Annotated in this window: 16 protein-coding genes and 1 pseudogene; 8 read left to right on the top strand and 9 right to left on the bottom strand. The window is 72.6% G+C overall.

What is annotated here, in order from left to right; translation table 11 throughout:
- Positions 1–89: 89 nt before the first annotated feature.
- From helR to ACFWPS_RS50090, 3 genes are all read right to left on the bottom strand, one after another.
- Positions 90–2,288 (bottom strand): RNA polymerase recycling motor ATPase HelR, encoded by a 2,199-nt coding sequence (helR, locus tag ACFWPS_RS50100; RefSeq protein WP_383720077.1) that lies wholly within the window; start codon positions 2,286–2,288, stop codon positions 90–92.
- A 356-nt stretch (positions 2,289–2,644) separates the two neighbouring features.
- Positions 2,645–3,847, bottom strand: a complete 1,203-nt coding sequence (locus tag ACFWPS_RS50095; protein WP_383720074.1) for a glycosyltransferase — start codon at positions 3,845–3,847, stop codon at positions 2,645–2,647.
- A gap of 170 nt (positions 3,848–4,017) precedes the next feature.
- Entirely contained in the window at positions 4,018–4,566 is a 549-nt protein-coding gene (locus ACFWPS_RS50090; protein WP_383720072.1) for an RNA polymerase sigma factor, read from the bottom strand.
- A 46-nt stretch (positions 4,567–4,612) separates the two neighbouring features.
- Between ACFWPS_RS50090 and ACFWPS_RS50085 the strand changes: the two genes are divergently transcribed.
- The 5 genes from ACFWPS_RS50085 to ACFWPS_RS50065 all read left to right on the top strand — a co-directional run bounded on the left by ACFWPS_RS50085 (position 4,613) and on the right by ACFWPS_RS50065 (position 10,138).
- Positions 4,613–6,010, top strand: coding sequence for a serine/threonine-protein kinase (locus ACFWPS_RS50085; RefSeq protein WP_383720070.1), 1,398 nt, complete (start codon positions 4,613–4,615; stop codon positions 6,008–6,010).
- Positions 6,011–6,136: 126 nt separating this feature from the next.
- Positions 6,137–6,847: a DUF4232 domain-containing protein gene (locus ACFWPS_RS50080; protein ID WP_383720067.1), complete on the top strand. Its 711-nt coding sequence runs from the start codon at positions 6,137–6,139 to the stop codon at positions 6,845–6,847.
- A gap of 191 nt (positions 6,848–7,038) precedes the next feature.
- Positions 7,039–8,292, top strand: a complete 1,254-nt coding sequence (locus ACFWPS_RS50075; RefSeq protein WP_383720065.1) for a hypothetical protein — start codon at positions 7,039–7,041, stop codon at positions 8,290–8,292.
- Positions 8,293–8,360: 68 nt separating this feature from the next.
- On the top strand, positions 8,361–9,620 hold the full coding sequence (locus tag ACFWPS_RS50070; RefSeq protein WP_383720080.1) for an arsenic transporter: 1,260 nt from the start codon (positions 8,361–8,363) through the stop codon (positions 9,618–9,620).
- 29 nt (positions 9,621–9,649) lie between these two features.
- Entirely contained in the window at positions 9,650–10,138 is a 489-nt protein-coding gene (locus tag ACFWPS_RS50065) for a universal stress protein (protein WP_383720064.1), read from the top strand.
- Between the two features lie 12 nt (positions 10,139–10,150).
- Here ACFWPS_RS50065 and ACFWPS_RS50060 read toward each other — a convergent pair whose 3' ends face one another.
- Positions 10,151–11,992 (bottom strand): RICIN domain-containing protein, encoded by a 1,842-nt coding sequence (locus ACFWPS_RS50060; RefSeq protein ID WP_383720061.1) that lies wholly within the window; start codon positions 11,990–11,992, stop codon positions 10,151–10,153.
- Between the two features lie 616 nt (positions 11,993–12,608).
- On the opposite strand from ACFWPS_RS50060, the gene ACFWPS_RS50055 reads away from it, so the two are divergent.
- A complete protein-coding gene (locus ACFWPS_RS50055; RefSeq protein ID WP_383720058.1) occupies positions 12,609–13,391 on the top strand; it encodes a phytanoyl-CoA dioxygenase family protein in 783 nt (260 codons plus the stop codon).
- Between the two features lie 84 nt (positions 13,392–13,475).
- Here the strand turns inward: ACFWPS_RS50055 and ACFWPS_RS50050 are convergent, their stop codons facing one another.
- The 3 genes from ACFWPS_RS50050 to ACFWPS_RS50040 form a co-directional block, all read right to left on the bottom strand.
- Positions 13,476–14,444: an aldo/keto reductase gene (locus ACFWPS_RS50050; protein ID WP_383720055.1), complete on the bottom strand. Its 969-nt coding sequence runs from the start codon at positions 14,442–14,444 to the stop codon at positions 13,476–13,478.
- Between the two features lie 95 nt (positions 14,445–14,539).
- Positions 14,540–15,076 (bottom strand): flavoprotein, encoded by a 537-nt coding sequence (locus ACFWPS_RS50045; protein WP_383720052.1) that lies wholly within the window; start codon positions 15,074–15,076, stop codon positions 14,540–14,542.
- 20 nt (positions 15,077–15,096) lie between these two features.
- Entirely contained in the window at positions 15,097–15,555 is a 459-nt protein-coding gene (locus tag ACFWPS_RS50040; RefSeq protein WP_383720049.1) for a DUF1348 family protein, read from the bottom strand.
- 88 nt (positions 15,556–15,643) lie between these two features.
- Here ACFWPS_RS50040 and ACFWPS_RS50035 point away from each other — a divergent pair, with 88 nt between their 5' ends.
- Positions 15,644–16,195: a TetR/AcrR family transcriptional regulator gene (locus ACFWPS_RS50035; RefSeq protein WP_383720047.1), complete on the top strand. Its 552-nt coding sequence runs from the start codon at positions 15,644–15,646 to the stop codon at positions 16,193–16,195.
- Positions 16,196–16,249: 54 nt separating this feature from the next.
- Positions 16,250–16,501: pseudogene (locus ACFWPS_RS50030) on the top strand (RNA polymerase subunit sigma-70); the annotation flags it as partial.
- Here ACFWPS_RS50030 and ACFWPS_RS50025 read toward each other — a convergent pair.
- The gene (locus tag ACFWPS_RS50025) at positions 16,498–16,698 is read right to left on the bottom strand and encodes a ferredoxin (protein ID WP_383720044.1); all 201 of its coding nucleotides are present in this window, start codon (positions 16,696–16,698) and stop codon (positions 16,498–16,500) included. The pseudogene ACFWPS_RS50030 and the gene ACFWPS_RS50025 sit on opposite strands and share 4 nt — an antisense overlap.
- A 12-nt stretch (positions 16,699–16,710) precedes the next feature.
- Positions 16,711–17,952, bottom strand: coding sequence for a cytochrome P450 (locus ACFWPS_RS50020; protein ID WP_383720042.1), 1,242 nt, complete (start codon positions 17,950–17,952; stop codon positions 16,711–16,713).
- Positions 17,953–17,967: the final 15 nt, after the last annotated feature.

The raw sequence follows: 17,967 nt of genomic DNA, 5'->3' as shown, positions 1-17,967 counted from the left end.
CTGGCACCTCACCCCGGCCGGCGCATGACCACAGGGGCTTGTCCGGCCTGACGGCCGGACAACCCCTCACCAAGATCTTCATGAGCCTTCTAGGGCCTGTCCGGGCCCGGTCGCCGCTGGTCGCCGGTCAGGACCACCAGCTGCCGGGTCGCGCGGGTCATCGCGACATAGCGGTCCACGCCGCCCCCGACGCCGGTGCCGAAGTCCTCCGGGTCGACGAGGACGACCAGGTCGAATTCGAGCCCCTTCGACAGCTCGGGGGTGAGCGAGGCGACCCGGGACGTCGGTGTGAAACGGGGGTCGCCGATGACGCAGGCGACGCCTTCGGCGTGGGCGGCGAGCCAGGTGCCGAGGATCTCGTCCAGGTCCGACACGGATCCGTGGACCACGGGCAGGCCGCTGCCGCGGATCGAGGTCGGCACGTTGGCGTCCGGGAGCACGGCCCGGATGACCGGCTCGGCCTCCGCCATGACCTCTTCCGGGGTGCGGTAGTTGATGCTGAGCGAGGCCAGGTCGATGCGGTCGAACCCGACCCGTGCCAGGCGTTCCCGCCAGGTCTCCGGGAAGCCGTGCCGGGCCTGGGCGCGGTCCCCGACGATGGTGAAGCTCCGGGACGGGCAGCGCAGCAGCAGCATCTGCCATTCGGCGTCGGTGAGTTCCTGGGCCTCGTCGACGACGATGTGCGCGAACGGGCCGGCCAGCAGGTCCGGGGTGAGGGTGGGCAGTTCGGACTCGTCGACCAGGCTGACCTTGGCGTCCTCGCCGCGGAGCATGATCACCAGGCCCTCGCCGTCGTCACCGTCGGCACCGGAGTCGGCGGCGGCCCCGATCAGGTTGTCGACGACCTGCGCCATGCGCTCGCGCTGGGCGGCCAGAACGGCCTCCTGCCGCCGCATGCGCCGGTCCGCCTCCGGGTCGCCGAGCCGCTGCCTGGCCGCGTCCAGGAGCGGCAGGTCGGACACCGTCCAGGCCCGGGCGTCGGCGCGCTGGAGCCTGCGCACATCGTCGCGGCCGAGCCAGGGGGCGCAGAGCCGCAGGTAGGCGGGGACCGACCAGAGGTCCCCGACCAGGTCGGTCGCCTCCAGCAGCGGCCAGCCGCGGTCGAGGCTGTCGACCAGGTCCCGGTCCTGCCGCAGCGACCTGCGGAACTCCTCGGGCGTGACGTCGTCGCCTTCGTACTTGTCCAGCAGGATGGCGGCCAGTTCCGCCCAGATCTGGTCGCGTGCCTCGTTGTGCGGGGTGCCGGGAGCCGGTGCCCGGAACGCGTCGGCCCAGTCGTCGGCGGTCAGCCTGAGGGCGGCCCGGTCGGTGGTGACCGTCATCCCCGCGGCGGGCGGCTCCTCGTAGAAGCGGACGGCCGTCTCGATCGCCCGGACCATGTCGGCGGACGACTTCAGGCGGGCCGCCTCGGGGTCGGCCTCGACGTCCGCGGTGGCTCCCTCGTCCACGAGGTCCCGCAGGACGCAGGTCTGCACGCCCTCCTCACCGAGGCTCGGGAGGACGTCGGAGACGTAGTTCAGGTAGGGCCGGTGCGGGCCGACGAACAGCACCCCGCCCCGCCGGTGGCCGAGACGCGGGTCGGAGTACAGGAGGTGGGCGGTGCGGTGCAGGGCGACGACGGTCTTGCCGGTGCCCGGGCCGCCGTCGACGACGAGGGCGCCGCGGGAGCCCGCGCGGATGATCGCGTCCTGGTCGGCCTGGATGGTGGCGAGCACGTCGCGCATCCGCTCCGACCGGTCGGCGCCCAGGCTGGCGATGAACGCCGACTGGTCGTCGAGCGCGGCATGCCCGTCGAGGCCGTCGGCGGTGAACACCTCGTCCCAGTAGTCGCCGATCCGGCCGTCCGTCCAGCGGTACCTGCGGCGGCTGCGCAGCCCCATCGGATCGGCGTGGGTCGCCGCGAAGAACGGCTCGGCCGCAGGGGACCGCCAGTCGATCAGCAGCCGGCGGCCCGCGCTGTCGGTGAGGCCGAGCCGGCCGACGTACACGGGCTCGGGGTCGTCGGTGCCGACCATCCGTCCCAGGCAGAGGTCCAGGCCGAAGCGGCGCAGGGTGCGCAGCCGTCCGGTCAGCCGGTGGACCTCGATGTCCCGGTCCATCGCCGCCCGGCCGGTACCGCCCGGCGCCCTGAGCTCGGCGTCGAGGCGGTCGGACAGCTCGGCGATCGACTGTGCGAGGCATTCGGCGACGGCGGCCAGATGCCGCTCGTCGGCGGCGATCAGGGCCGGGTCGGCCTTGGCGGAGAGCCGCTCGGGCAGGTCGAAGGCGCTGGTGGTCAGGGGGTTCAAGGCATCAGCTCCGTGGGGAGGCCGCACGGCCAGGGCGCCTGCGGCGCGGCGTCCGGACCGGCGTGACGAACCGGGTGGCAGGGGTGGCCGATCGACCGGCCGACCGGCGCACCGGGTCGTCGCCGGATCGGGTCGGGGGGAGGGGCGGGGAGGGTTCAGGTGGATGAGGGGGTGTACGGCTGGGGGGACGCCCTTGGGGCGGTGCAGACGCGGTGGCCCCCCTCGGGACGGTGCGGGCGCGGTGCGTGGGTGGGAGCGTCGAAAGGCCTGGCGAGCGACTCCGGTGCGCCTCGGATCTCGTGCGGCGGCTCCACCCGGCCAGAGCTCGCAGAGCTTGCCTGGCGATTCCGCGCGGCTCAGACCCCGTCGAGAAGCATCCGCGCCGCCACGGTCGCCCCGTCGGAGCGCATCGCGCCGGCCACGGTGGCGGCGCGGGCGCGGGTCTCGGGGACGAGGGCGGTCGCGAGTGCCGCCGAGAGGGAGTCGGGTGTCGGGGTCGGCCCGTCGTGGGCCGCACCGATCCCCAGCTCGGCCACCCGGGCGGCCCAGTGCGGCTGGTCGACGATCTGGGGAACGATCACCTGAGGCGCACCGGCCAGGGCGGCGGTCGTTGTGGTACCCGCGCCGCCGTGGTGCACGACGGCCGCCACCCGGCGGAACAGCGCCTGGTGATTGACCTCGCCGATCGTGAAGCAGTCGTCCTTGTCGTCGGCCGATGCCAGTTCCGCCCAGCCCTGCCCGACGAGTACCCGACGCCCCTGGGCGCGCACCGCCTCGACGGCCGTCCGGGCGGCGTCCGGCGCGCCGCGCAGCGCCATGCTGCCGAAACCGACGTACACCGGCGGCTCACCGGCGGCCAGGAACGCCGACAGGTCGTCGGGCAGCGGCCGTTCGTCCGGCAGGATCCACGCCCCGGTCTGTACGAGGTCGAGGTCCGTGAGGTCCTGCCACGGGCCCAGGACGGGGTCCGCCGCCAGCCATGCCCGGCCGGTGAGGACATGGTCGCGGACGTTGTCGACGGGCGGCAGGCCGATCGCCGCCCGGTGGGTGTTGAGCGCCTCCCCGTACAGCGCGTTCACCCGCTCGCCGTCCACCTTCCACAACGTCCGCAGGTCGGCGTCCGGTGGGGCCGGACGGCCCGGCCGCCCCGCCGGCGGGAAGTGCGGGGACGGCATGCCGAACGGATGAGGGCATGCGAACACGTAACGGATGCCCAGCTTCTCCGTCACCGACCGGGCTCCGGCCGGCATCAGACCGCTCGCCACCAGCGCGTCGCACCCCTCGGCCGCCGGGGCGACCGTGTCGAAGTGCGCGGCGACCAGCTCGGGCGCGAGCTTGAAGGCGTCCTCGGGCGACGGCTTCGGCCTGGTCACCAGCGCGCGTACGGACGGCCCGAACGGAACGTGCGGGAGTCCCGCGCGGGCCAGCAGCTCCGCGAACTCCACGTCCGGCGGTGCGCACACCCGCACCTCGGCCCCGAGCGAGCGCAGCGCCGCCCCGAGTCCCGCCAGCGGCTCGACGTCGCCGCGCGACCCATATCCCATCAACAGCACACGCATGTCGCGCATCCCCCAAATACCGCGGTTCCTGGCTTCGGCCTGCGATTCTGCGGGACGAGGGGGGCCTTGCCGCAAGCCCCCCAGTGCGCTATAAGTTGAGAGTGGCAAGGAGTGGGCGAACTCCTCGCCCTATTTTTTTTGCCGGGCACGCATGCCCGGCGCCCCTTCCCTTACGGCGCGCTCAGCCAGGGGCGGACCTGCTTGCGCGCCTCGTGCAGCCGGGACTTGAGCGTGCCCAGCGGGATCCCCACCCGCTCGGCGACCTCGGCGTAGTCGAGCTGGCAGATGTCCCGGTAGACGAGCGGCGCGACCAGCTGGGGGTGCTCCCGCTCCAGCCGGTCCAGCGCCTCCAGCAGATCGATCCTGGACCCGGCGATCACACTCGTCGTACGCGGGTCGACGTGCTCGGTCGGTTCGATGGCCGCCGGCTGCTCCGCCGCCCGCCGCTTCAGGTCCCGGTACTTCTGCCGGGAGCAGTTGGCGACGACCGTGTACAGCCAGGTGCTGAAGCGGCTGCGGCCCTCGAACGTGGAGATCTTCCGGGAGATCTGGAGCAGTACGTCCTGGGCCGCCTCCTCGGCGTCCTCCCGGCACGGCAGGAACCGCCCGCAGCGTCGTACGACGTCGGGCCAGACCTCGGACAGCAGCTGGTTCAGGGCCACCTGGTCGCCGGCGGCGGCCCGCCGGGCGAGGTCTTCGGTCAGCACGGCGTCCGGCACGGGAGGTCCCCCTCGAAGTCGATCTCAGGACAGGCATGATAGTCGTATGCAACCCCTGGAGCGGATCGGCCGCTATCGCCTCGAACGGCGCCTGGGCACCGGTGCCTTCGGGACGGTCTGGCTCGCTTACGACGACCAGCTGGACGCCCCGGTGGCGGTGAAGGTGCTCGCCGACAACTGGTCCCATCGCCTCGACATCCACGACCGCTTCCTGTCCGAGGCGCGGCTGCTGCGGCGGGCCGACTCGAAGCGGGTGGTGCAGGTCTACGACATCGGCGAACTCCCGGACGGGCGGCCGTACTTCGTGATGGAGTACGCCGACGCGGGCACCCTCGCCGACCTGCTCGGCGGGGGCCCGCTCCCGGTCCCCGACGCGCTGCGACTGACCGCGCTGGCGGCGCGCGGCGCGGCGGACCTGCACGGGGCGGGGATCGTGCACCGGGACATCAAGCCGACCAATGTGCTGCTGCGCACCGGGCAGGACGGCACCCGGCGGGTGCTGCTTGCCGACCTGGGGCTGGCCAAGAGCCTGGCGCAGGCGTCGGGGCTGACCCTGGCCGCCGGTTCCGCGGGATACCAGCCGCCGGAGCAGGCCCAGCCCGGCGAGGGCATCGACGCCCGCGCCGACGTCTACGCGCTGGGCGCGGTGGGCTACGAGCTGGTCACCGGCACGGTGCCGGCGGCGCCCGGGCAGGTCGTCCGGCCGGAGCGGCTGCGGCCGGACCTCGGGGACGACGTGCAGCGGGCGCTGATGCGGGCCCTGGAGCCGGACCGGCAGCGGCGCTGGCCGACGGCGCAGGCCTTCGCGGACGAGCTGGACCGGCTGGCGGCGGCCGCGGCGGCCCGGCGGCCGCGCCGGCTCGACGGCGTCCGCCGGCGGCTCAACGTGGTCACGCTCACCCTCGCCGCGGTCCTGGCGGCCGGCGGCACGGCCCTCGCGGTCACGCTGGCGCACCGGGACGGGACGACGGGCACGGAGACGAAGGTCTCCGACTCCACCGGGCGGGTGGTGGCCGAGGTGCCGTCCGGATGGGCCGGCGAGCTGCGCAACTCCGGCTGGAACCCGCAGGCCCTGGGGCTGGCCTCCGGGCACGAGCCGGGTCTGGAGGTCGCCGACGACGTGTCGGAGTGGCAGGACCTGACGGCCGCGGTGAACGGCGTGTTCATCGGGGTGAGCGAGCACGGGGACGTCGCCGCCAAGGTGAACGCCCTGTCCCACACCGGCTGCCACTACGACGGCAGCCGCGCCTTCACCAGCACCGAGTGGAAGGGCCGGGTCCGCAGCTGGAGCGGCTGTTCCGGCGCGGGCGGCTCGATCCAGGAGGCGGCCCTCGCCCCGGCCGGCGGGGACAGCCAGCCGCAGGTGTATGTGCAGGTACGGCAGAAGGGCGCCGTCGACAGGACCACCACGGACGGCATCCTCGGATCCCTTCGGGTCACCTGACCCGATGAGTTTCGGCGTGCCCCCGAACTTTTCCGCCGTTTCTCGCATCGGATGGGAGTGACGGCGCACGGAGCGCCTCGGGCACGCCCAGAACGCGTGCCACGACATCCAGGAGTGTTGATCCACATGGCGCACACGTCCCAGTCCTTGCGGCGCGGGGCGGCCCTGCTCGCGAGCACGGTCGCCGCCCTGGGCCTCCTGACCGCCTGCGGCAACGGCGGTCAGGGCAAGTCCCCGGAGTCGGTGTCGGGCACGGCCGCGCCCGCGACCGGCAACGCGTCGAGTGCGGACAGCTCGGGCACCTCCGCCGTCCCGTCCGGCACCGGGTCCTCGTCGGCGTCGCAGACCGGCAGTTCGGCCACGGGCGGCGGTTCGTCGACCGGTGGCACCACGACCGGTACCGCCACCGCGGCCGGCACCCGCTGCCACACCTCCGAGCTGACCGCCTCGGTGGGCGGCAACGACCCGGGGGCCGGTCAGGAGAACTTCCCGATCGTGCTCACCAACAAGTCGGGCCGCACCTGCACCGTGCGCGGCTACCCGGGTGCCGCCTTCGTGAACGCCGCGGGTACCCAGCTCGGCCCCGACCCGCAGCGTGAGTCGGGCAGCACCGCCGCGACGGTCACGCTCAAGCCGGGCCAGAGCGCCTGGGCGGGGCTGACCTTCTCCAACCCGGAGATCAGCGGCGCCAAGACGGCGACACCGGCCGCCCTGCTGGTCACCCCGCCGGACGAGAAGGACTCGCTGAAGGTCACCTGGAAGAACGGTGCGGTCCCGGTGTCCGGGAACGCCTCCTCGGTGCGCCTGAACGTGTTCAGCGCCGGTACCGGCGCCTGACCACCCCCTGACCGGACCCCGCTGCCCACTCCCCCGGGCAGCGGGGTTCGTCATGTCCGGGCCACGACTGTCACAGGCGTGCAACATGCACGGCCGGCTCCGACCTTTTTCGCCGGACCGCCCATCGAACCCGTCGACCACACAGCAACAGGGCTCCACGAGGGGCCCAGGCGACGGAATCGGGGACGGACATGAGCGGCATCTCTCGCAGGCGGGTGCTGACGGCGGGCGCGACGGCGGGGGCCCTGGGTGCCCTCTCCGCGTGCTCGAACGGCAACTGGACGCTGGGCGGCAGCAGTTCGGCCGACGGCGGCAAGGGCAGCAGCAACGGCAGCGCGCCGGCCAAGCCGCTGAAGCTCATCGGCGACGGCTCCACCGCCGACACCGGCGCGCAGCCGCACCAGCCGAAGGCGACGCGGATGGCGGCCGGCAGCAAGCCGCCGCAGTTCGTGGTGTTCTCCTGGGACGGCGCGGGCGAGCTCAGCAACCAGCTGTTCTCCCGGTTCCGGAAGGTGGCCGCGGACCACGGTGCGAAGATGACGTTCTTCCTCTCCGGCATCTACACCCTGCCCGAGTCCAAGAAGGATCTCTACCGTCCCCCGCAGCACCAGGTCGGCGCCTCCGCGATCGGCTACCTCTCCGACCGGCACATCCACAACACGCTCCAGCAGGTGCGCGCCGCCTGGCTGGAGGGCCACGAGATCGGCACCCACTTCAACGGGCACTTCTGCGGCTCCGACGGCGTGCGCAACTGGTCCCCCGCCGAGTGGCGCAGCGAGATCGACCAGGCCATGGACTTCGTCACCAAGTGGAAGACCAACACCGGCTTCACCGATCTGGAGCCGCTGCCCTTCGACTACCGCAAGGAGCTGATCGGCGGCCGCACCCCGTGCCTGGAGGGCCAGGCCAACCTGCTGCCCACGGCCGCCGCGCTGGGCTGGAAGTACGACGCCAGCTCCCCCGGCGGCCTGCAGATCTGGCCGGGCAAGGTGCAGGGCAACCGCATCTGGGACTTCCCGCTGCAGTCCATACCGTTCCCCGGGCACTCCTTCCAGGTCCTGTCGATGGACTACAACATGATGTACAACCAGTCCGCCGGTAACCCGCTGGGCGACAAGACCCAGTACGACGCCTGGCGCACCCAGGCCCGCGACAGCTACGTGGCCGGCTTCGAGCGGGCGTACACCACCAACCGGGCGCCGTTCTTCATCGGCAACCACTTCGAGCGCTGGAACGGCGGCATCTACATGGATGCCGTCGAGGAGGCGATCGGCCGGATGGCCCAGTACGACGACGTGCGCTTCGTCTCCTTCAAGCAGCTGGTGGCGTGGCTGGAGGCGCAGGACCAGGCGGTGCTGCGGAAGATGCGCACGCTGAACCCGGGGCAGGAGCCGGTGGGCGGCTGGGGCGAGTTCCTGGGCGCGGCGGGTACCCGGACCTCGTAACCGGGTCCGTCTGCCTTCATCTGCTTTCATGGGCGGGCCGCACTTGATCACGCCCCGAGGAACGCGCCCTGAACACCCCGCTCGCCGAATCCCTGTCCGTTCTCCTGCTCGCCGCCGTCCTCGCCTGGGCCGTGATCCGGCCGCGCGGCTGGCCGGAGGCGGTGCTCGCCGTACCGGCGGCGGGGATCGTCGTCGCCACCGGGGCGATCTCCCTCGACCACGCGCGGGCGGAGGCCGAGCAGCTGGGTCCGGTCATCGGTTTCCTCGCCGCCGTCCTGGTGCTCGCCCATTTCTGCGACGTGGAGGGCCTGTTCCAGGCCTGCGGGGCGTGGATGGCCCGGTGGTCGGGCGGGCGGCCGGTGCGGCTGCTGACCGCGGTGTTCGCGCTGGCGTCGGTGATCACGGCGGTGCTCAGCCTGGACGCGACGGTGGTGCTGCTGACGCCGGTGGTGTTCGCGACGGCGGCCCGGTCCGGGGTGCGGGCGAAGCCGCACGTCTACGCCTGTACGCACCTGTCCAACACGGCTTCGCTGCTGCTGCCGGTGTCCAATCTGACGAACCTGCTGGCGTTCGCGGCGAGCGGGCTGAGCTTCACCCGGTTCGCGGCGCTGATGGTGCTGCCCTGGCTGGTGGCGATCGGCGCGGAGTACCTGGTGTTCCGGCGGTTCTTCGCCCGTGACCTGTCCTCGGCGGCCCCGGGCTCCGAGGATCCGGGCGAGCCGCCCCGGCTGCCGGTGTTCGCGCTGGTGACCGTGGGTTGCACGCTCGCCGGGTTCGTGGTCACCTCGGCGGTCGGGATCGACCCGGCGTGGGCGGCGTGCGCGGGCGCGCTGGTGCTGGCCGGGCGTGCCTTGGTACGGCGGCAGGCCACCCCGTCGACGGTGGTGAAGGCGGCCGCGCCCGCGTTCCTGGCGTTCGTGCTGGCGCTCGGGATCGTGGTGCGAGCTGTCGTCGACAACGGGCTCGCGGACGCCCTCGGCCAGGTGCTGCCGGGCGGGACCGGCCTCCCGGCGCTGCTCGGCATCGCCGTGCTCGCCGCCGTCCTGGCGAACATCGTCAACAACCTGCCGGCGGTCCTGGTGCTGCTGCCGCTGGCGGCCTCGGCCGGGCCGGGCGCGGTGCTCGCGGTGCTGCTCGGGGTGAACATCGGGCCGAACCTCACCTACGCCGGGTCGCTCGCGACGCTGCTGTGGCGCAGGATCGTGCACCAGCACGACCACGGGGTGGACCTCGGGGAGTTCACCCGGCTGGGCCTGCTCGCCGTGCCGACCGCGCTGTGCGGGGCGGTGGTGGCACTGTGGGGTGCGCTCCAGGTGGTCGGGATCTAGTCGGGTTGTCTGGACGGGAGGCCATGGACATGCGGGTGATCGTCTGGCTGGTCGAGGGGACCTGGCCCGCCTGTGCGGACGCGGCGCGCGGCTACGCGCGGGACGCGTCCGAGGTGGTGCTGCTGCATGTGTCCGAGCCGGGGGTGGCCGGGCTCGCGCACGGCGCCTTCGCGGGACTGCTGGGCCGGGCCGGCTCGGAACCGGACCCGGAGCGGCGGCTGGTGGAGCTCGGCGGGACGTCGGCCGCGGAGCTGCTGGCCGCGGCCGAGGCCCGGCTGGGGCGGCCGTGCACCCGGCTGGAGCGGGTGGGCCGCATCGAGCGGGAGGTGGTGGCCGCCGCAGGCGACGCCGGCCTGCTGGTGCTGGCCCGGGACGGCGACCGGTCCCGGCTCGGGCCGCACAGCCTGGGCAAGGCGGCGCGGTTCGTCGTCGACCACGCGCCCTGCCCGGTGCTGCTGGTGTGGCCGGAGGGGGCGCCTGACCTGAGGACGATGCCGCCCCCGCCGGCGCACCCCTGAGCCCGCGCGGGCTCAGTGCCCGTGGTGGTCACCGCCGCCGTAGCCACCGCCGTAACCGCCGCCGTAGCCACCACCGCCGTACTGGCCGTCCCCGGAGCCGTAGCAGTAGCCCGGGTACTCGACGCACGGGTTGTAGCTGGGAGTGCTCGACGGCGTCGGCTGCGCGGTCGTCTTCGAAGCCGACGGTGTGGGCGTCGGCGTGGGCTTCGCGGCCTTGGTGACCGGGGTGGCGGACGCGGTCGGGGTCGGGGTGGTGTCGGCGTCCCAGTTGACGATCTGCATCTGCAGGTCGGGCTGGGAGGTGTCCATCACCCAGCGCTGTGAGCTGACGTTCGCCCGGGTCTTGACCACCAGGGCGCCGCCGCCGTCGGTGGCGGCCGGCGCGAGCGCCAGGTCCTGGTCCCACCGGGGCACCAGTGCGCCCTGGAGGGTGAAGTCGTAGTGGACGCTCTTGCCGGCCTTGGATCCGGTCGTGGTCGTGCACGGGGCGAGCTGGACGGAGTAGCCCAGGTGCGAGTCGAGGCACAGGTCTGGGGCGGCGGCGTTGCGCAGCAGTCCGTCGCCCTCGTACGTCCACTGCTGGCTGGCGGCCGAGGAGCACTCGGCGAGCTCGGTCTCGGCGCCCTTGACGGCCTTCTTGCCGACCACGCCGATGCACAGGCCGGAGGCGATGTTGTGCAGCCGGCCGCGCAGGGTGCCCTGCGTGGTCCGGCTGGTGCCGATCCAGGACGGGCCCGAGCTGGCGGTGCCGGCCGGCGTGGCGGACGGCTTGGCGGTGGCCGAGGTGGAGTCGTCGCCGGAGCCGAGCACCGACCACAGCACCAGCGGCAGCACGACCAGACCGCTCACGGTGCCCACGGCCACGGTGAGGTTGCGGCGCCGCACCCGGCGGGCGGCCCGCTGCTGGGCGCGGCGGGAGGCTGCGGGGTGCACGATCAGGTCCTTGCCGGGTGCGGCCGGCGGCACGAACGCCTCGCCGCCCGTGAACCCTCCGGCGGGGACGGCCGGGGGCTCGGCGGGCTGCTCGGTCAGGCCGGCCCGGGACTCCATGTAGGCGCGGGCGCCCCAGCCGAGCACGGCCTCGGCGAGGGCGATGCCGAGTCCGCCGTTGAACTGCTGGAGCTGGTCGGCGGTGTACCGGCAGTGCTTGCAGCCGTTCAGGTGCTGCTGGAGGTCCCGGTCGATGTCGACCCCGCCGCGCCGGAACGTCACGTCGATCATCCGGACGTAACGCTGGCACTCGTCCTCGTGGGCGAGTTCGCGGTGCACCTGGAGGCACTCCTCGCGCATCCGCTCGCGGGCCCGGCGCAGTTCGACACGCGCGTCCTGCTCGTCCAGGCCCAGCAGTGCGGCGGGGGCCGCCAGGGGCTCCGACTCGACCTCGGTGTGCCACAGCACGGTCCGCGAGGACGGGGTCAGCCGCTGGAAGGCGCGGGAGAGCAGCCGCCGGTTCGCGGGCGGGAGCAGCCGGGAGGCGGCCCGCTCGCCCTTGCCGACGCGCAGCTGGGGGTGGAGCAGTTCGCCGCGGCCGTCGTGGTCCCATTCGGCGGCGATACGGCGCACGGTGACAAGGAGCTGGGGGCGCCAAGCAGCAGTCGGGCCGGCCTGGCGGAGGGATTCGCCGAAGAGTCTGGTGAATGCGGCGGTGGTGAGCATTCCGGCGCCGCGTGTCCCGTCGGTGCACAGACGGGCGTAGGCGAAGGCCGCCTCCCAGTGCCGGTCGAGGAGTTCTCCGACGGGGTGCAGAGCGGGTGCGGTGCCCGTCCACTGCTTGAGCTCGGCGCTGAGCTGCTCGTCGGTGACGTCGAACGGCCGGGCGGGGGTAGGGGAATTCCCCAGGCCTGCGTCATTCACGGCGGCATTCCTTCCAGACGCAACGCGGAATTCGGCCCATACCGTCTGGTATGCGACCGGTATGCGACCCGGCCGACACCGAGGTCGGATGGGCTTGTTGGGGGTTCGGCACACGAACGTCCGCCGTCGGCAGCTCTTTTGAAGCGTGGGGGGCGTACGGGAGCGGCCTGGCGTATGCGGCGGTGAAATTAACTGTCCGCATGCCGACACGGCACACCTTTGCACAGGCCAGCAGGGCGGAACAAGGGATACCGGGGTTTTGCGCACCGCCCGGCGGTTGCGGTAATTTGACGAATCGTCAATGAGGGCGCCCGCGCGTTGTCGCCGTATCGACATCACAATTGACGCGGGGATTCGGGGCCGACCGCCCCGGTATCCACAGAAACCATTGAACCACGGCCCGACCTGCACAACCCGCCCGGCCGTCGGCTGCCGTGAAACCAATGACCGCGGGCATTAGCGACGTTCACCTGAGCGGTGGCCGCCGGGCGGGACACCGTGTCTTTCTCGGGAAACCCGGTTGAAGTGGAACGGGCTGGGAAATCCGGACGCGACGGCGAGCGAGCGGACCGTGCGAGCGTGGCAGGTCCAGGGCACCGGACCGAGGAGGTCGGGCATGACAGCCAGGGGCATCGACAACACCGTCCTGCGGCAGTTCGAGGAGGACGGGTTCACCGTCGTACGGGGGTTGTTCGGGAACGACGAGATCGACCGGCTGTGCGCGGAGTTCGCGGCGCTGCACGCGGCGGGGCGCGTCGTGCCGGGGCACTTCGAGCCGAGGCCGACGGCGGATCCGCTGCACAGGTATCCCCGGGTGATGCAGCCCCACGAGATCAGCTCACTCGCGCTGCGGTTCCTGCTGGACGCGCGGCTTCGGGTGATCCTGGAGGCGCTGTTCGGGGAGGAGGTGCTGGCCGCGCAGAGCATGTACTACTTCAAACCGCCGGGGGCCCGGGGACAGGCGCTGCATCAGGACAACTTCTATCTGCGGGTGGAGCCGGGGACGTGTGTCGCGGCGTGGGTCGCCTGTGAGGCGATCGACCGGGAGAACGGCGGCCTGGAGGTGGTGCCCGGGACGCATCGGATGGACCTGTTCTGCCCGGAGGAGTCGGATGCGGGGCTGTCGTTCGCGCGGGAGTACGTGGCACCGCCGGAGGGGCTCGCGGCGGTGCCGGTCGATATGGGGCCGGGGGACGTGCTGTTCTTCAACGGGAGCCTGGTGCATGGTTCGCAGCCGAATGGGTCCGCCGAGCGGTTCCGGCGGTCGTTCATCGGGCACTACGTGGGACGGTCTGCGATGCGGATCGGTGCGTACTACCGGACGTTGACGATGAGTGGGGACAGGGTTCCCCTGCTGGAGAGCGAGGGGGCCGGTCCTTGTGGGACGGAGCGGTTGTGAGTCGGCTGCGGGTGGGTGGGGGTTGATCGCGCCCACGCGGCGGAGCCGCAAATCGACACAGCCCCGCGCCCCTGAAGGGGCGCTTCAGTGGCCGGAGATCGGATGGGGGCCGTAGGGCTGCTCCAGTTCCTCAAGCTCCTTGTCGCTGAGCGCCAACTCCACGGCCGCCACCGCATCTTCGATGTGGTTCGGCTTCGATGCTCCGACGATCGGGGCCGTCACCGTGTTCTGGCGGAGGAGCCAGGACAGGGCCACCTGGGCGCGCGGGACGCCTCGGTCGTCGGCGATGCGGGTGACCGCCTCGACGATCGCGCGGTCGCCGTCCTGGTAGAGGCGGTTGCCGAAGTTGTCCGTGGAGCTGCGCTCGGTGACCGTGCCCCAGTCGCGGGTGAGGCGGCCCCGGGCCAGCGGGCTCCACGGCAGCACACCCACGCCCTGGTCGGCGCAGAGCGGCAGCATCTCGCGCTCCTCCTCGCGGTAGAGGAGGTTGTAGTGGTTCTGCATGGAGACGAACTTGGTCCAGCCGTTCCGCTCGGCCGTGTACTGCGCCTTGGAGAACTCCCAGGCGTACATCGAACTCGCCCCGATGTAGCGGGCCTTGCCCGCCTTGACGACGTCGTGCAGCGCCTCCATCGTCTCCTCGACGGGCGTGTCGTGGTCGTAGCGGTGGATCTGGTAGAGGTCGACGTAGTCGGTGCCGAGGCGGCTGAGGCTGTGGTCGATCTCGGAGAGGATCGCCTTGCGGGAGAGGCCGCCGCCGTTGGGCCCGGGACGCATCCGGCCGTGCACCTTGGTGGCGAGGACGAACTCGTCGCGCCGGGCGAAGTCGCGCAGCGCCTTGCCGACGATCTCCTCGCTGGTGCCGTCGGAGTAGACGTTGGCGGTGTCGAAGAAGTTGATGCCCGCCTCCAGCGCCTGCCGGATCAGCGGGCGGGACGCCTCCTCGTCGAGGGTCCACTCGTGGGTGCCGCGGTCGGGCAGGCCGTAGGTCATGCAGCCGAGGCAGATCCGCGACACGTCCAGGCCGGTGCGGCCGAGCTTCACGTACTCCATCGTTGTCTCCCACCGTCGAGATCACGTCGTACAGAGGCGAGCGTACGTCGAGCGGCCGTCCGGTCTCCTGTCGTGGCGGTGGTTATCGGACGCCGTCAGTGCTGCCGCTCCAGCAGGTCCAGCGCCCTTTCCCAGGCGAACTCGGGGCGCTCGCCGTCCGTTTCGGCCGCACCGGCGTAGGGGTCGTCGAAGCGGACACCGAGCGCACGCAGCCGGGCCAGGCTCTCCTGGTAGGCGGGGTGGGCGGCCAGCGCGCCGGCGACGCAGGGCAGGACGGCGATCGGCACGCCGAGTCCCAGGACCTCGCACAGGGTGCCGACGGCGAGGGTGTCGGCGAGCCCGGCGGCCCACTTGTTGACGGTGTTGAAGGTGGCGGGGGCGACGACGACGGCGTCCGGCGCGGGGAAGGGGCGCGGATCCGAGGGCCTGCGCCAGGCCGACCGGATCGGGCGACCGGTGCGCGCCTCGGCCTCCGCGGTGTCGAAGAAGCCGTTCATGGCGACGGGCGTGGCGATGACCCCGACCTCCCAGCCGCGTGCCTGGGCCGCGGTGATGAGCCTGCCGACGCCCGCGGCGACGCCGGCGGCACAGACGACCAGGTAGAGGAAGGGCTTGCGGGGTTCATCGGTCATCCGGGAACCCTATGCGGGTGCTACCGGAGCGGGAAGGACAGGCCCCGCTCGGCCTCCGGGCGCGGACCGTGGATCCGGCGCTCGTGCTCCTCGATCCGGACGTCGTTGATGCTGGCCTCGCGCCGGGTCATGAGTCCGTGCCCGTCGAACTCCCACAGCTCGTTGCCGTACGACCGCCACCACCGGCCGTCCGCGTCGCGGCACTCGTACTGGAAGCGGACCGCGATGCGGTTGCCGTCGAAGGCCCACAGGTCCTTGCGGAGCGCGTAGTCGAGTTCCCGGGCCCACTTGGCGGTGAGCAGCTCGACGATCGCGGCGCGGCCGGTGACGAAGGTGCCGCGGTTGCGCCAGACGGAGTCCTCGGAGTAGGCGAGCGCCACCCGTTCGGGATCGCGGGTGTTCCAGGCGTCCTCGGCGGCCTGGACCTTCTGGACGGCGGTCTCCCGGGTGAAGGGCGGCAGGGGCGGGCGGTCGGCCATGGTCTCCTCCTCGACAAGGGGAGAACGCGCGTTCTCCCGATCGCTGCTACCGTAGGAGAACGCACGTTCTCTCGTCAAGGAGTGGCCCATGGACAGCGCGGTCGCGCGTGAGCAGGCTCTGGACGCCGCCGAGCGGCTGTTCTACGGGCGCGGGGTGCAGTCCGTCGGCATGGACGACATACGCGGTGCCTCCGGCATCTCCCTCAAGCGGCTCTACCAGCTCTTCCCCGCGAAGGAGGAGCTCGTGGCGGCCTATCTGGAGCGGCGGGACGTGCGCTGGCGGCAGCGGCTCGCCGAGCACGTCCGGCGGCACGGGGACCCACGGGAGCGGCTGCTCGCGGTCTTCGACTGGCTGGAGGGGTGGTTCGCGGAGCCGGACTTCCGCGGGTGCGCCTGGATCAACGCGTACGGCGAGCTGGGCGCCACCTCCCCGCGGGTGGTGGACCGGGTGCGGGGCCACAAGCAGGCCTTCCGGGACTACCTCGCGGAACTGGTGGGCGACGCCGGGCTGGACGCCGCGCTCACCGGGCCGCTGTTCCTGCTCGCCGAGGGGGCGATGGTCACCGCGGGCATCAACGGGAGCGCGGAGCCGGCGGCCGAGGCCCGCGCGGCCGCCCGGGTGCTGCTGCACGCCGGGTGAGGTCGGGCGAGGGCGGCGAGCCGCGAGAGCGCGGCGCCGGCCTCGGTGAGGGAGGTGGCGGCGGAGCTGCGGGGCGCGCGGGCGGTCGCGGAGGGCACGGTGCTGCTGCGCGAGCGCGCCCGGTTCGCCGTACCGGCCCTCGTCGACGGCCGGGTCGGCCTCGTCGTCGCCCCGCGGGGACGTCTGCTGTCCGTCCTGCGGGTCACTGTCGACGGCGACCGGGTGGCGGCCTACGAGGTGGTCGCCGACCCGGCACGGCTGCGCGGGCTGGAACTGGCGGTGCTCGATGTGCCGGCGGCTGCCTAACCCGTCGGTTCCTTGATCGTGATGGCGTGCACCGGGCAGGCCCGGGCCGCCTCCTTGACCAGCGGGTCGCCGCCGCCGTCCTCCTTGCCGGGGAGCAGGGTGCTGAAGCCGTCGTCGTCCTGGGTGAAGACGTTCGGGGCGGTCAGGGCGCACTGGCCGGCGCCGATACAGACGTCCTGGTCGATCTCGATGTGCATGGCAGGAGCCTCTTACCAGGTCACGGGGAGTTCCAGCATCCCCTGGATCGTGTCGCCGGGTTTGAAGGGAATCTCCTCCGGCGGTGCGGCGAGCCGCAGGTCCGGGAGCCGCTCCCACAGGGTGCGCAGGGCGATCTCCAGCTCGGTACGGGCCAGGTTCTGGCCCAGACACTGGTGGATGCCGAAGCCGAAGGCCACGTGATGGCGGGCCGGGCGGTGCCAGTCGAGGGTGTCGGGGTCGTCGTACACGGACTCGTCGCGGTTGATGACGGAGGTCGCGAAGAGCACCCCGTCGCCCTTGCGGATGGTGGTGCCGTTCAGCTCGATGTCCTCCAGGGCGACGCGCAGCAGCCCGTCGGCGATGGACAGCATCCGCATCAGTTCCTCGACGGCGGCGGGCACCAGCGCGGGGTCGGCGCGCAGTTCGGCGAGCCGCTCGGGCTGCTGGAGCAGGGTGAAGGTGCCGAGCGAGATCATGTTGGCGGTGGTCTCGTGTCCGGCGACCAGCAGGATGAGGGCGAGCGCGACGACCTCGTCGCGGTCCAGGGCGCCGTCGCGCAGCCGCTGGTGGACCAGGTCGTCGAGGACGCCGTCGCCGGGTACCGCGTCCCGGCTCTTGCGGTCGGCCAGGTCGCCCAGATAGACCTCCAGCTTTTCACGCGCGTCCAGGGAGTCGGCGGGCTCCGGACCGCGCAGCAGCCGCCGGGACTGCGCCTCGAAGAACTCGTGGTCGGCGTAGGGCACACCGAGCAGGTCGCAGATGACCATGGACGGCACGGGCAGCGCGAAGGAGCTCACCAGGTCGGCGGGCGGCCCCTCGGCGATCATCCTGTCCAGCAGCTCGTCGACGATCCGCTGGATGGCCGGCCGCATCCCGGTCGCCCGTTTGAGGGTGAAGTCCGGGATCAGCATGCGGCGCTGGGCCTGGTGCTCGGGATCGTCGAGGCCGAGCAGGGCGACCTGACGGCGCTCCCGGGCCACCGCGAACCGGGCGTTCGGCATCGGGAAGTCCTCCCGCCGGCGGTCGCTGGAGAGCCGGGGGTCGGAGAGCAGCGCCCGGGCCGCGCCGTGGCCGGTGACCGCCCAGGCGGTGCGGCCGTCGTAGAGACGGATGCGGGCCAGCGGGTCTCCGTCCCGCAGCGGGTCGTAGCCGGTGGGTGGGTGGTAGGGGCACGTGCGGTCCTGCGGCCAGGCCACAGGTTCGGCCGGGTGGACAGGATCGGTGGGTTCCGTCACGTCCGTCAGTTCGTTCATGGAAGACCTCGCAGA

It is taken from the genome of Streptomyces sp. NPDC058457 (assembly GCF_042720695.1).
GTDB lineage: Bacteria > Actinomycetota > Actinomycetes > Streptomycetales > Streptomycetaceae > Streptomyces.
This window is presented reverse-complemented; position numbering and strand designations above follow the sequence as displayed.

Bases quoted from the DNA above. Each gene is read 5' to 3' on its own strand.
- ACFWPS_RS50095 (WP_383720074.1), bottom strand. From the start codon at position 3,847: ATGCGTGTGCTGTTGATGGGATATGGGTCGCGCGGCGACGTCGAGCCG.
- ACFWPS_RS50085 (WP_383720070.1), top strand. From the start codon at position 4,613: ATGCAACCCCTGGAGCGGATCGGCCGCTATCGCCTCGAACGGCGCCTG.
- ACFWPS_RS50080 (WP_383720067.1), top strand. From the start codon at position 6,137: ATGGCGCACACGTCCCAGTCCTTGCGGCGCGGGGCGGCCCTGCTCGCG.
- ACFWPS_RS50075 (WP_383720065.1), top strand. From the start codon at position 7,039: ATGAGCGGCATCTCTCGCAGGCGGGTGCTGACGGCGGGCGCGACGGCG.
- ACFWPS_RS50065 (WP_383720064.1), top strand. From the start codon at position 9,650: ATGCGGGTGATCGTCTGGCTGGTCGAGGGGACCTGGCCCGCCTGTGCG.
- ACFWPS_RS50055 (WP_383720058.1), top strand. From the start codon at position 12,609: ATGACAGCCAGGGGCATCGACAACACCGTCCTGCGGCAGTTCGAGGAG.
- ACFWPS_RS50050 (WP_383720055.1), bottom strand. From the start codon at position 14,444: ATGGAGTACGTGAAGCTCGGCCGCACCGGCCTGGACGTGTCGCGGATC.
- ACFWPS_RS50045 (WP_383720052.1), bottom strand. From the start codon at position 15,076: ATGACCGATGAACCCCGCAAGCCCTTCCTCTACCTGGTCGTCTGTGCC.
- ACFWPS_RS50040 (WP_383720049.1), bottom strand. From the start codon at position 15,555: ATGGCCGACCGCCCGCCCCTGCCGCCCTTCACCCGGGAGACCGCCGTC.
- ACFWPS_RS50035 (WP_383720047.1), top strand. From the start codon at position 15,644: ATGGACAGCGCGGTCGCGCGTGAGCAGGCTCTGGACGCCGCCGAGCGG.
- ACFWPS_RS50025 (WP_383720044.1), bottom strand. From the start codon at position 16,698: ATGCACATCGAGATCGACCAGGACGTCTGTATCGGCGCCGGCCAGTGC.
- ACFWPS_RS50020 (WP_383720042.1), bottom strand. From the start codon at position 17,952: ATGAACGAACTGACGGACGTGACGGAACCCACCGATCCTGTCCACCCG.